At 61.6% G+C, this 13,443-nt stretch carries 9 protein-coding genes; 6 read left to right on the top strand and 3 right to left on the bottom strand.

Annotation, left to right across the window (positions count from 1 at the left end):
* Positions 1–51 precede the first annotated feature (51 nt).
* Positions 52–981: a LysR family transcriptional regulator gene (locus PMI26_RS26625; protein ID WP_007970503.1), complete on the bottom strand. Its 930-nt coding sequence runs from the start codon at positions 979–981 to the stop codon at positions 52–54.
* A 165-nt stretch (positions 982–1,146) separates the two neighbouring features.
* Between PMI26_RS26625 and PMI26_RS26630 the strand changes: the two genes are divergently transcribed.
* A complete protein-coding gene (locus PMI26_RS26630) occupies positions 1,147–2,376 on the top strand; it encodes an acyl-CoA dehydrogenase (protein WP_007970502.1) in 1,230 nt (409 codons plus the stop codon).
* Between the two features lie 114 nt (positions 2,377–2,490).
* On the opposite strand, the gene PMI26_RS26635 is transcribed toward PMI26_RS26630, so the two are convergent.
* Positions 2,491–3,831, bottom strand: a complete 1,341-nt coding sequence (locus PMI26_RS26635) for a substrate-binding domain-containing protein (RefSeq protein WP_007970501.1) — start codon at positions 3,829–3,831, stop codon at positions 2,491–2,493.
* Between the two features lie 193 nt (positions 3,832–4,024).
* Positions 4,025–4,837, bottom strand: coding sequence for an exodeoxyribonuclease III (gene xthA / locus PMI26_RS26640; RefSeq protein WP_007970500.1), 813 nt, complete (start codon positions 4,835–4,837; stop codon positions 4,025–4,027).
* A 296-nt stretch (positions 4,838–5,133) separates the two neighbouring features.
* Here xthA and PMI26_RS26645 point away from each other — a divergent pair, with 296 nt between their 5' ends.
* The 5 genes from PMI26_RS26645 (at position 5,134) to PMI26_RS26665 (ending at position 13,435) form a co-directional block, all read left to right on the top strand.
* Entirely contained in the window at positions 5,134–5,784 is a 651-nt protein-coding gene (locus PMI26_RS26645) for a GNAT family N-acetyltransferase (RefSeq protein WP_007970499.1), read from the top strand.
* A 78-nt stretch (positions 5,785–5,862) separates the two neighbouring features.
* The gene (locus PMI26_RS26650) at positions 5,863–7,590 is read left to right on the top strand and encodes an autotransporter assembly complex protein TamA (protein WP_033047381.1); all 1,728 of its coding nucleotides are present in this window, start codon (positions 5,863–5,865) and stop codon (positions 7,588–7,590) included.
* Positions 7,587–11,258 carry a translocation/assembly module TamB domain-containing protein gene (locus PMI26_RS26655; protein ID WP_007970496.1) on the top strand — a complete coding sequence of 1,224 codons (3,672 nt, stop codon included), beginning with the start codon at positions 7,587–7,589 and terminating at the stop codon, positions 11,256–11,258. Before PMI26_RS26650 ends, PMI26_RS26655 begins: the two co-directional genes overlap by 4 nt.
* Before the next feature lie 237 nt (positions 11,259–11,495).
* Positions 11,496–11,969 (top strand): MarR family winged helix-turn-helix transcriptional regulator, encoded by a 474-nt coding sequence (locus PMI26_RS26660; RefSeq protein ID WP_007970494.1) that lies wholly within the window; start codon positions 11,496–11,498, stop codon positions 11,967–11,969.
* Positions 11,966–13,435 carry an efflux transporter outer membrane subunit gene (locus tag PMI26_RS26665; RefSeq protein WP_007970492.1) on the top strand — a complete coding sequence of 490 codons (1,470 nt, stop codon included), beginning with the start codon at positions 11,966–11,968 and terminating at the stop codon, positions 13,433–13,435. The genes PMI26_RS26660 and PMI26_RS26665 overlap by 4 nt, the downstream gene beginning before the upstream one ends.
* The last annotated feature ends 8 nt before the right edge of the window (positions 13,436–13,443 follow it).

Here is a 13,443-nt window from a genome sequence, read left to right as displayed (position 1 = left end):
TCATTAGGCCAGTTCAGCTTGCTCGCGATGGGGGCACCTCGGTATCAAGCCCTACACCTTCTCGAGCTTCTTCTCCTGCGCCGTCACCTGCTGGCACAGCTCGATCATCTGCTCGCGCATCCAGCGGTTCGCCGGGTCCTGGTCAGTGCTTTCGTGCCAGTAAAGGTGGGTTTCCACTGGCGGCACATCGTTGACCGGCAGATAAAAGGCGTGCAGGTCGTTGCGGCGGGCGAAGCGTTCCGGCACGGTCATGACCATGTCCGTCTGCTGCAACACCTGCGAGGCCATCAGGTAATGCTGGGAACGCAGGGCGATCTTGCGCTGGATGCCCATCTTGCCAAGCGCCAGGTCGACATAGCCGAGGCCGCTGCGACGGCTGGAAATATGGATGTGGGTCAGGCTGAGGTAATCATCCAGCGTGAGTTTCTCCTTGCCCGCCAGTGGATGCCCCTTGCGCATGGCGCACACGTAGCGGTCTTCCATCAACTTGACGTGACGCACTTGCGGGTCGGTGTTGAGCGGCGCATCGACCGCAAAGTCCAGGCGGCCGGCCGCCAGTTCCTTGGTGGTCTCGCGGCGTTTGGACAGAAAACTCTCGATGATCACCGTCGGCGCCAGGCGGCGCAGACGCTGGAACAGCGGCGGCAGGATCACCGCTTCGGTGAGGTCGGTCATGCTGATGCGATAGGTCTTGACCGCTTGCTGCGGGTTGAAAATGCGGCTTTCCTGCACCGACACGCGCAGCAGCGAGAGCGCATTGCGCACCGGGCCGATGATGTTCTGCGCCATGGGCGTCGGCACCATGCCCTGGGCCGTGCGTACGAACAGCGGGTCGTTGAAGGTCTCGCGCAGGCGGGCCAGAGCGTTCGACACCGCCGGTTGGGTGATGCCGACAATCTGCCCGGCGCGTGTCAGGTTGGCTTCGGTGTAGATCGCGTCGAAGACGATGAAAAGGTTGAGATCGACCTTGCTCAGATTCATTACGCGGCTCTCTTATTGTGTGGGCGGGCTGACCTTGACGATCAGCCGATCATATATCGGTGATGAATGTTTATACACGCCGAGAATAGGCTAGGTAAATTTTCATGGCTGTTCTAGCATCGATTGCATGATCTAAACAACCTCCCCCAAGAAGGTATCTCGCTCATGGATTTCGCTTATTCGCCCAAGGTTCAGGAACTGCGTGAGCGCGTAACAGCGTTCATGGACACCTACGTTTATCCCGCCGAAGCCGTGTTCGAGCGTCAGGTCGCCGAGGGCAACCGCTGGCAGCCGACCGCGATCATGGAAGAACTCAAACTCAAGGCCAAGGCTGAAGGGCTGTGGAATTTGTTTCTGCCTGAGTCTGAGCTCGGTGCCGGTCTGACCAACCTCGAGTACGCGCCGCTGGCGGAAATCATGGGCCGCTCGTTGCTGGGGCCAGAGCCGTTCAACTGTTCGGCTCCGGACACCGGCAACATGGAAGTGCTGGTGCGTTACGCCAACGAAGAGCAGAAGCAACGCTGGCTCGAACCCTTGCTGCGCGGCGAGATCCGCTCGGCATTCGCCATGACCGAACCGGACGTGGCGTCCTCCGATGCCACCAACATGGCCGCCCGTGCGGTGCGCGATGGCGACGAGTGGGTGATCAACGGCAAGAAATGGTGGACCTCGGGTGCTTGCGACCCACGCTGCAAAATCCTGATTTTCATGGGGCTGAGCAATCCGGACGCGCCACGCCATGCCCAGCACTCGATGATTCTGGTGCCGGTCGATACCCCTGGCGTGAAGATTGTGCGCCCGCTGCCGGTGTTCGGTTACGACGATGCGCCCCATGGTCACGCCGAAGTGCTGTTTGAAAACGTCCGGGTGCCGTACGAAAACGTCCTGCTGGGCGAAGGACGCGGCTTCGAAATCGCTCAAGGTCGCCTTGGCCCGGGCCGGATTCACCACTGCATGCGTTCGATCGGCATGGCCGAGCGTGCACTGGAACTGATGTGCAAGCGCTCGGTGAGCCGTACGGCATTCGGCAAGCCCTTGGCGCGGCTGGGCGGTAACGTCGACAAGATCGCCGATTCGCGGATGGAGATCGACATGGCACGCCTGCTGACACTGAAGGCGGCGTACATGATGGACACCGTTGGCAACAAAGTGGCCCGCAGCGAGATCGCGCAGATCAAGGTCGTCGCGCCGAACGTTGCATTGCGGGTGATCGACCGGGCGATCCAGATCCATGGCGGGGCAGGGGTTTCCAACGATTTCCCGCTGGCCTACATGTACGCCATGCAACGCACCCTGCGCCTGGCCGACGGCCCGGACGAAGTGCACCGTGCGGCGATCGGCAAGTTCGAAATCGGCAAATATGTGCCGAAAGAGATGATGCGTAGCGGGCACTAAGACCGCGGCGCCTGCCATTCGCGAGCAAGCCCGCTCCCACAGGCTTAGTGTAATCCCTGTGGGAGCGGGCTTGCTCGCGAAGGCGTCATTCCATTCAATGCAGCAACATCAGATTCAATACACCCAAACCTCAACCCGCCGATTCTTGATCCTCCCCTCATCGGCGCTATTGGCCGCCACCGGCATCTGCGCTCCAAACCCGCGAATCTCGCGAAACACCACACCGCTTTTCACCAACTCCCGCCGCACTGCCATGGCCCGCAGTTTCGACAACAGATCGGCTCGCGCCGGGTCGCTCTTGGCATCGCCAAAGCCTACCAGTGTTACCTGGCCATTGGTTTTGTCGTGCTGCTTTATATAGTCGAGCACCCGGGACAAGTCTTGTTGCGCCTTGTTGTCCAGCGTTGCGCTGCCTTCCTCGAAACGAAAGTTGACCGACAAACGCTGCGCATGACGGCTGAGGGCCTGATAACCCTCGGGCATCAACGCATTGGGTGTCACGCTCATGGCCTGGACGGTCTGGGCGATGAAACCGTTGGCGGCGACAATCGCTTGTCCTTTACTGCTTTGGGCGAACGCCGCCAGTGCATCGGCCCAAGGGTTCTTTGCGCTCGGCGGCAGATAAAAAAACAGTCGACGGGACAGCGGATAGTCTTCCGTGGCAATCAGGTTGTTCAGTGGCGGCATGGCCTGTGATTGCCCATCGACAATTGCCACGGCTTTGGCCCGACGCACGTAGGGCAGGCCGATAAAACCAATGCCTTGTGGGTCTGCACTCACGGCGTCGGACAGTTGTTCACTGGATTCGAAGCGTTTCGCCATGCTACCGAGACTTTTCCCGCGATCACTCAGGACCAGTTCCTTGAAGGTGTCGTAGGTACCGGACTGATCATCCCGCGCATACAGATGAATCGGCCCGCCGCGGCCGCCGATGTCCTCCCAGGTTTTGACTTCGCCACTGAAAATGCGCGCCAGTTGCTCGGTGCCGAGTTGAGTCAGCGGATTGTCCGGATGAAGGATGATCGCCAGGCCGTCGATGGCGATGACTTGTTCGGCACCCGGGCTTTTCAGATCGCCCAGGGATGCAAGGCTCACCCGTTCGCTGTCCTTGATCGGGCGCGATGAGGCGGCGAGGTCGGCATTGGCGGTTTTCAGGGCGGCAAAACCAGTGCTCGAACCATGGGCTGCGACTTCCACGACAACCCGGCTGCCCTGATCGGTTTCACCCACGATGCGCAGTTCGTTGGCGGTAGCCAGGGTTTCGCGGTGAATCCTGCGCAGGCCCTGTTCGCCCAGCAGGCCCTCGACCAGTGCCGGTCCCAAGGCCGCGCCGATGGTGTTGGAGCCCTGAATGCGCAGCACCGGGCCTTGTCCGGATGTCGGCAAATTGCCGGCAGCCGCCAGGTGTGGCAAGCCGAGGCACAGCATCAACAGGAACAACACGCGCAGCATCATGCCGGCACCTTATATAGCCAAAGGAGGTGTCGGGAGATTAAGTCAGTAAGGTTTCCGAAAAATGACAGGTTGCAGTGATGGTCCCTTGTGGGAGCGAGCTTGCTCGCGATAGCGGTGGTTCAGTGACAATGATGTCGACTGACACTCCCTCATCGCGAGCAATCTCCCACAGGGGATTGTGGTTGGTCCTGGATCAGCTCAACTCAAGCCAGATCGGCGCATGGTCCGAAGGTTTTTCCATGCCGCGCAGTTCGTAGTCCACACCGGCGGCCTTCACCCGCGGCAGCAAGCCGTGGGAGGCGAGGATCAGGTCGATGCGCAGGCCTCGCTTGGGTTCGTCTTCGAAGCCACGGCTGCGGTAGTCGAACCAGCTGAAGGTGTCGGTCACGTCCGGGTTCAGGTGACGGAAACTGTCGACCAGGCCCCAGTTCTTCAGGCGGGCCATCCACTCGCGCTCTTCCGGCAGGAAGCTGCATTTGCCGGTCTTCAGCCAGCGCTTCATGTTGTCCGGGCCGATGCCGATGTCGCAGTCTTCCGGGGAAATGTTCACATCGCCCATCACCACCAGCGGCTGGTCGTTCTTGAACTGGCTTTCCAGCAATTGCTGCAAGTCGCCGTAGAAACGCTCCTTGGCCGGGAATTTGGTCGGGTGGTCGCGGCTTTCGCCCTGTGGGAAATAACCGTTCATGATGGTGACTGGTACACCGTTGGCGTCGGCGAAGGTGCCCCAGATGAAACGCCGCTGGGCATCCTCTTCGTCGGTGGCGAACCCTTTATGCAGGGCCAGCGGTTCCTGGCGCGAGAGCAGGGCGACGCCGTAATGGCCTTTTTGCCCGTGGAAATACACGTGGTAGCCCAGCGCCTGCACCTCGGCCAGCGGGAATTGCTCGTCGTGGACCTTGGTTTCCTGCAAGCCGATCACATCGGGCTGGTGCTTTTCGATCAGCGCCGCCAGCTGATGGGGACGGGCGCGCAGCCCGTTGATGTTGAAGGAGACGATCTTCATGGTCGGCAGTCCTGGCAAAAGGGCGATGCTAGCTGACATGTGGGAATCGGGCCAGTGTGGGGTGAGGGGATTGGGTTTTGCCTGTCAGTCTTGTGTGGGCAGTGATGGCCCTTTCGCGAGCAAGCCCGCTCCCACAGGTTATGCGCCGGCCTTTGCTTTTGTGGGAGCGGGCTTGCTCGCGAAGGCGATTTCATTGCCTACACTGATTGCGGATCTGTAAGGAACTGTGTCAGCGCCGATCCGCTCGTAACAACAAGAGCGCAGCCATCCGAGCTGTGCCGGGGAGATCAACCGTCATGCCCGAAACATCGACCGCCATCGCCGATATTCACATGCTCGACAGCGGCTACGCCCGTGAAGCCCGTTCGCTGCTGTACCAGGCTTATCGACACGAACCGACCTTCGGCTATCTGTTCGAAGCCGAACGCCCCGGTTACGAACAGCGGGTTCGCGCCACGGTGCGTGAACTGGTGACCCAGCATTTTCTCCAGGACCTGCCGGCCATCGGTCTGCTGGTCAACGACCGCCTGATCGGCATCGCCCTGATCGCGCCGCCGCAGCGTCGGCTTGGGGTTACCGAAAGCTGGGCGTGGCGCCTGCGCATGGTGCTCAGTACGGGATTTCGCTGCACCCGTCGCTATCTGGAGTATCACGCTGCCGTGGAGGCCTGCGTGCCGAACGACTCGGTGCACGTCTTGCCGTTGCTGGGGGTTCACCCACAGTTCCAGGGGCAGCATTTCGGCGAGCAACTGTTGCAAGCCGTGCACAACTGGTGCGCGGTGGATGAACACTCACAGGGCGTGATCCTCGACACCGGGAATCCACGCTATCTGGAGTTCTATAAACGTCAGGGCTACGAGGAAATCGGTGAAGTTGCCGTAGGGCCGGTTCGCGAGCACGTGTTTTTTCACCCCAATCCCCAGGTGTTACAAACAGCAATGGCTTAGCCCACGAACTTTCTTTGCATGTCAGGCTCTATCACGCTTCCATGTTCATCAACCATGCTCGTGATAGCATCCGCGCCTATGAAGTTTCCAGGAAGATTTACCAGTGGCGTGCTCATGCTGTTATCCAGCTGCACGGCGCTGGCGCAAAGTGAATTGGATGTGCGGATCAAACCGTCCAACGATGAACTGAAGGCCAATATAGAGGGCTATATCGGCAGCCTCGGCGATCGTGACGAAGAAGCCTTGCAGCGCTTCAGTCGTGGCGCCGAGGAGCAGGCGCGCAAGGCCGCCCAGGCCTTGGGTTATTACCAGCCGCACATCGACAGCGAAGTGAAGGGCGGCGAAAAACCGCGCCTGGTGTTGAAGGTCGACCCCGGCGAGCCGGTGCACCTGCGCAATGTCACGGTGCGAGTCGAAGGACCCGCAGCGTCCCTCAAATCCTTTCGAATCCCCAAAAGCGACGAGCTCAAGCCCGGTGCCGTGCTCAACCATGGGCATTACGAGGACGCCAAGCGCCTGATCCAGAACCAGGCTTCGCGGTATGGCTTTTTCAGCGGCCACTTCACCCGTTCGAAACTGTCGGTCGACCCGCGGGCCGGCGTTGCCGATATCGAACTGATCTATGAAAGCGGTCCGCGCTATACCTTGGGCAAGGTCAGTTTCGAGGGTGATACGCCGTTCGATGACGACCTGCTGCAACGCATGGTGCCATTCAAGGCCGGTACACCCTATGACTCGGAGCTGATTGCCGAACTCAATCAGAACCTGCAATCGAGTGGCTACTTCGAAGGCGTGCGCGTGGACGCGGCACCTGCGGCGTCAAAAGAAAATGCGATCCCGGTGGACGTCAAGCTCGAAACCCGCAAGCCACGGACCATGGGCCTGGGCCTGGGTTTCTCCACCGACGTCGGCCCACGGGCCAAGGCCAACTGGACCCGGCACTGGGTCAACGCGCAAGGGCACAGTTACGGCTGGGAGGCCGAAGTCTCGGCGCCTCGGCAGAACGTCGGGTTGTTCTACGACATTCCGCTGGACCCGCCGCTGACGGACAAACTGCGTTTTGCCGGCGGCTATCAGAATGAAGACATCGCCGGCACCGACACCCATAGTAAACTGTTGACCCTCGGCCCCGAATGGCACAGCAAACTGCCCAGCGGCTGGCAACGGGTGGTATCGCTGAAGTGGCAGCGCGAGGATTACCAACTGGGCGATGACTCGGGACTCAGTACCTTGCTGATGCCCGGTGTGAGCTATTCGTACCTCAAGAGCGACAACCGCATCGACCCGCACAACGGCTATCGCCTGCAATTCGAATCCAAGGTGGCCAAGGAAGGTCTGGGTTCCGACAGCAACCTGCTCTACGGCACGGCGTTGGTCAAAGGCCTGACCACGGTGTTCGATAAACACCGCTTCCTCGGGCGGGTGCAGGTCGGCGGCAGTGCCACCAACGGCTTCAAATCGGTGCCGCCATCGTTGCGCTTCTTCGCCGGTGGCGATCAGAGCGTGCGCGGCTACGACTATCAGAGCCTGTCGCCGGAAAACTCCGACGGCGACCGCATCGGTGGCCGCTACATGGTGGCCGCCAGCGCGGAGTATCAGTATTCGGTCGCCGAAAAATGGCGAATCGCGACCTTTGTCGATCAGGGCAACGCCTTCAACACCCTCGAGCTGCCGAGCCTCAAGACCGGGGTCGGTATCGGCGTGCGCTGGGTCTCGCCGGTGGGGCCGCTCCGGCTCGACCTGGCCCATGCGCTGGACGACGATGGCGGCATTCGACTGCACTTTTCCATGGGGCCTGAGCTGTGAAGCGTGGTTTGAAAGTAACGCTGCTGGCAATAGCCGCACTGTTGATGCTGTTTGTCCTGACCCTGGCCACGGTGCTCGGCACGGCGACGGGCAGCCGCTGGGCCTTGGGCTTCGTACCGGGTTTGACCCTGGACAACTTCCAGGGTCGGCTGGGCGGGCAGTGGAGTGCCGACCGGTTGCTGTGGCAGCAGGACACCAGCCGGGTTGAACTGAACCAGGTGATTTTCGCCTGGTCGCCGTTGTGCCTGACTCGCATGACCTTGTGCATCGAGCAATTGCAGGCCGACCAGGTCAGCCTGACGTTCCCGCCGGGTGGCGAAGAGCCGGACAGCGGCCCGATCACGCTCCCGGAGCTCAAGTTACCCTTGGCCATCGAACTGGGGGAGATCAAGGTCGGCAGCCTGTTGTTCAACGGCAGTGAAGAGCTCAAGGGCTTGCAACTGGCGGCGCACTGGACGGCTGCCGGTTTGAAAATCGATTCGGTATCGTTACAGCGCGATGACTTGAGCCTGAACCTGTCCGGCCTGCTGCAACCCAGCGGCAACTGGCCGCTCGGCGCCGAAGGTAAGCTGACCCTGTTGTCGACGCCTGAACCCTTGGTGCTGGCGTTGAAGGTCGACGGCGACCTGCTCAAGACCTTGAACCTGAAAGCCGACAGCAGCGGTTACCTCAACGGGCAACTGACCGGCGAGCTGCAACCCCTGGTGGACAACCTGCCGGCCAAGGTGCGGATCACCGCCGATGGTTTCAAACCCGGTGCCGATCTGCCGGATACCCTGCAACTCAATCAGCTTGAACTCACCGGCGCCGGCGACTTGAAGAACGGCTACGCGCTGCTCGGCAAGGCCACGCTGCCCGCCGAGCAAGGGCCGGTCGCCCTGGCGCTGCAAGGCAAGGTCGACGCCAACGGCGCGCAGATCGCCGCGTTGGACCTGACCGCCAACGACAAGCAAAGCCTCAAGCTCACAGGGCTTGTGGATTGGAGCAAAGGCCTGAGCGCCGAAGCGAAAATCGGCTGGCTGGACTTCCCCTGGCACCGTCTCTATCCATTGATTGACGAGCCGGAGGTAGCGTTGCGCCGCTTCACCGGTGAGGTGTCCTACACCGACGGCAAGTACCTCGGTCATTTTGAAGCCGCGGCGGATGGTCCGGCCGGCGCCTTCACCCTGGCCAGTCCGTTCGCTGGCGACTTGACGAAAATCTACCTGCAACAGATTCAACTCCAGGCCGGGCAGGGCAAGGCTGAAGGGCACCTCAACCTGCAGTTCGCCGACGGCATTGCCTGGGACACCGCGCTGGACCTGTCGGCGATCAACCCGGCGTACTGGGTCGCGGAGCTGCCGGGCACGCTGGCGGGGCCATTGCGCAGCACGGGCGAACTGAAAAACGAAGTGCTCAGCCTCAATGCTGACCTGGACCTCAAGGGCAAACTGCGCGGCCAACCGGCGGTGATCCAGGCCAAGGCCGATGGCCGTGGTGAGCAATGGAACCTCAACGCCCTGCAGGTTCGCCTGGGCGAGAACAGCATCAGCGGCAAGGGCAGCCTGCAACAGAAACTCGCCGGGCAGATCGATCTCAAGCTACCGCGCCTGGCCCAGCTCTGGCCAGAGCTGCGCGGCCAACTCAATGGCCGCGTGGATGTCGCCGGCACGCTCAAGGCGCCCCAAGGCAAGCTTGACCTGCAAGGCTCGCAATTGGTTTTCCAGGACAATCGCCTGCAAAGCCTGAACCTGGACGCCACGCTGGACAGTGCGCAACGGGCGAAAATCGACCTCAAGGGCAGCGGCATCCAGGCCGGTGACACCTCGCTGGGAACCCTGACCGCCAGCGGCCAGGGCGACATCAAGAACCAGAAGCTGAGCCTCGATCTGCAGGGGCCGAAGCTGAAACTGGCGCTGGGTCTGGACGGTGCGCTGGATAAAGGCAATTGGCGCGGACGCCTGGCCAGCGGTGATATCCAGGCCGGTGGCCAGGACTGGAAGCTGCAAGGGCCGGCGAAACTCGAACGCCTGGCGGACGGCAAAATCAACTTCGGTGCCCATTGCTGGGCATCCGGTCAGGCCAGCCTGTGCGGGGAGGACTCGCGGCTGATGCCCGAGCCGAAGCTGCGTTATCACCTCAAGCAGTTCCCGATCGACAGCCTCGCGCAATGGTTGCCGAAGGATTTCGCCTGGCAGGGCCGGCTCAATGCCGACCTGCAACTGGACCTGCCGGCCAGTGGCCCGAACGGCCAGGTCAGTGTCGATGCCGGCGGCGGCACGTTGCGCATCAAGGAAAAGGACCAGTGGCTGGACTTCCCGTATCAGACCCTGAAACTCACCAGCAGACTCACGCCCAAACGTATCGACACCGAACTCAATTTCGTCGGCGGCAAACTCGGCGAACTGATGGTGCAGGCGCAGCTCCATCCGTTGCCGAAGAACAAACCATTGAGCGGCTCGTTCCGCTTGAGCGGGCTGGACCTGTCGGTGGCGCGACCGTTCGTGCCGATGGTCGAGAAGCTGGCCGGGCGCCTGAATGGCAGCGGCACGATTTCCGGCGGGCTTTTGGCGCCACAGGTCAATGGCAGCCTGCAACTCAGTGACGGCGTGGTGGCCGGGCCTGAATTGCCGATGGAGCTGCAAAACCTGCACGTTCAGGCGCTCATCGCCGGTGAAAGCGTGCAACTGAACGGTGGCTGGAACAGCGGCAAGGCCGGGCAGGGCAGCTTGAACGGCAACATCGCCTGGGGTCAGGCGCTGGTGGTGGATCTGGCACTCAAGGGCTCGCAGTTGCCGGTCACCGTCGAGCCTTACGCCAAGCTTGAAGTGTCACCGGACCTGAAGATTTCGATGAAGGGCGATGAGTTGGCCATCGCCGGTAAAGTGCTGGTACCCAGGGGTGAAATCACCATTCGTGAATTGCCGCCATCGACGGTCAAGGTCTCCGATGACACGGTGATCGTCGGTCAGCAGACCGAGGAGGGCAAGCCACCGCTGGCGATGAAGATGGACATCGAAGTGCTGGTCGGCGAGGACAAGCTGAGCTTTGCCGGGTTTGGCCTGACGGCGAATGTGCAGGGGCATGTGCACATCGGCGACAACATGGACACCCGTGGCGAGCTGTGGCTCAACGACGGGCGTTACCGCGCCTACGGCCAGCGGCTTTCGGTGCGCCGGGCACGTTTGCTGTTTGCCGGGCCCATCGACCAGCCGTACCTGGACATCGAAGCCATTCGCAAGACCGACGACATCATCGCCGGCATTCGTTTGAGTGGCAGCGCCGAACAGCCGACCACGCAAATCTTTTCGGAGCCGGCGATGAGCCAGGAGCAGGCCTTGTCCTATCTGGTGCTCGGGCGTCCACTGAGCAGCAATGGCGAAGACAACAACATGCTCGCCCAGGCGGCCCTCGGGTTGGGCTTGATGGGCAGTTCCGGTGTGACCAGCGGCATCGCCAAGAACCTGGGGATCCAGGACTTCCAGCTCGACACCCAGGGCAGCGGTGACGCCACCAGCGTGGTAGCCAGCGGCAATATTTCCGAGAAGCTCAGCCTGCGCTATGGCGTCGGCGTGTTCGAACCGGCCAACACCATTGCCTTGCGCTACAAGCTGAGCAAAAAGGTCTACCTCGAAGCCGCCGGCGGCGTGGCCAGTTCGTTGGACATCTTCTACAAGCGGGATTTCTAGACCTGCGTTTTCTTTAAATCCGAGTTGCCCCCATCGCGAGCAAGCTCGCTCCCACAAGGTCCAATGCGATCCTTGTGGGAGCGAGCTTGCTCGCGATGGCGTCAGTGTGGCCGCAACAAATCCCGACGCAATTGATCAACTATTTACCAAGCATGCTAACTATTGCGTTGACATTCGCTGCCTAGGCAGTAACATCTAGACATACATTCACTGCCTAGGCAGCTAACCGGTGGTCAGATGAAACATTTCTCTCCAGACGATTTCCACAATTGCCATCTCGGCCTGCTGCTCGGACGCGCCGCGCTACTCAAGGACCGGATCATCGACACCCACATGGAACCCCACGGCATCACCGCCGCGCAGTTCAAGGTGTTGATCATCATGGCCCAGTACGGCGTCGATTCGCCGGGCGAGTTGTGCCGTCACCTGTCCCTGGACAGCGGCTCGATGACTCGCATGCTCGATCGTCTGGAACAGAAGGGCTTCCTCGCCCGCCAACGCTCCGAGGCGGATCGCCGTCAGGTGCAGCTGGTACTCACGGACGACGGCCAGAAGCTCGCCGGGCTGCTGCCGCACATCGGTGCCGAAGCCATGAATGAACTGGCCGGTGCCATCACTCCAGATGAGCTGAAAACCCTGGAGATGATTCTGAAGAAGATTTTGGTAGCAGCCGGTGACTCGATCACCCTGCTGCGAGTAGGTGACAAATGAGCAACAAACCCTTGCGTGTCGGCCTGAGCCTGGTGCTGTTGGCCATGAGCCTGGCCGGTTGCGCCAGTTACAGCGGCTTGAAAACCGAAGGTGTCAGCCTCGACGCGAAAAACTTCAAGGCCGGGCAATCCCTCGGCGGCGTGACCCTGTCGCCGGCCGCCTGGCCGAAAAACGACTGGTGGAAAAGCCTCGGCGACCCGCAACTCGACGGCCTGATCCGCGAGGCCCTGCGCGACAGCCCGGACATGCAGATCGCCGACGCCCGTGCCCACCAGGCCAGCGCCACCGCTTACGCCGCCGACGCCGCGCGGATGCCGACCCTGGATGCCAGCGCCGGTGTCAGCCGCTCGCGCCTGGCCCGGGACCAGGACCCGCTCGGGCAGGGCGACGCGTACGCCACTATTCGCAATATCAGCACCAGCTTCAACTACAACTTCGACCTGTGGGGCGGCCAGCGCGATGCCTGGGAAGCGGCCCTAGGCCAGGCCCGTGCCGCCGAAGTCGACCAGCAGGCCGCGCAACTGACCCTGGCCGCCGACGTCGCCCGGGCCTACAGCGATCTCGGTCAGGCGCACATCGTGTATGACCTGTCCAGTGAAGACCTCAAGCGCACCCGGCAAATGCTCGAGCTGAGCCAGCGCCGTCTGACGGCCGGGATCGACAGCCAGTACCAGTTCCAGCAGACCGAAAGCCTGGAAGCCACCTCCCAGGCCAATTTGATCGACGCTGAAAAGCGCCTGAACAGCGCGAAGATCGCCCTCGCGGTGTTGCTCGGCAAAGGTCCGGACCGCGGCAATGAAATTGCCCGGCCGAACATTCTTCAGCCGAGTGCGGTAGCGCTACCTTCGGTGTTGCCGGCCGAGTTGCTCGGGCGTCGCCCGGACCTGGTCGCCGCGCGCTGGCGGGTCGAGGCGGCGAGCAAAAGTATCGACGCCGGCAAGACCCGGTTCTACCCCAACTTGAACCTCAGCGCCGCTGCCGGCGCCGAGTCCTTGTTGGGTGATGCGATGTTTGGATCGGCCAGCCGCTTCTTCAGCATTGCACCGACGATTTCTGTGCCGATTTTCGACGGTGGCCGCTTGCGCGCCGACCTCGATTCGCGCGACGCCGACTACGACCTCGCGGTGGCGCAGTACAACAAAAGCCTGGTGAAGGCGCTGGGGGATGTCAGTGACAGCATCAACCAGCTGCGCGATATCGGCCGGCAGATCGCTGCCCAGCAGCACGCCACCGACATCGCCCAGGACTCCTACAACACCGTGGTCCAGCGTTACGGTTCCGGCATCGGCAACTACCTGGACGTGCTCAGCATCGAGCAGCAATTGCTCCAGGCCCAGCGTCAGCTGGCCAACCTGAATGCCGAGCAGATCGACCTGTCGATCCAACTGATGCAGGCGCTGGGCGGCGGTTTCCAGCCTGAGGCCATCGCCTCGGCCAACGCCACGCCAGCCACGCTGACCCACTAATTCAAGGT

The sequence above is a fragment of the Pseudomonas sp. GM33 genome (assembly GCF_000282295.1).
Lineage (GTDB): Bacteria > Pseudomonadota > Gammaproteobacteria > Pseudomonadales > Pseudomonadaceae > Aquipseudomonas > Aquipseudomonas laurylsulfatiphila.
This window is presented reverse-complemented; position numbering and strand designations above follow the sequence as displayed.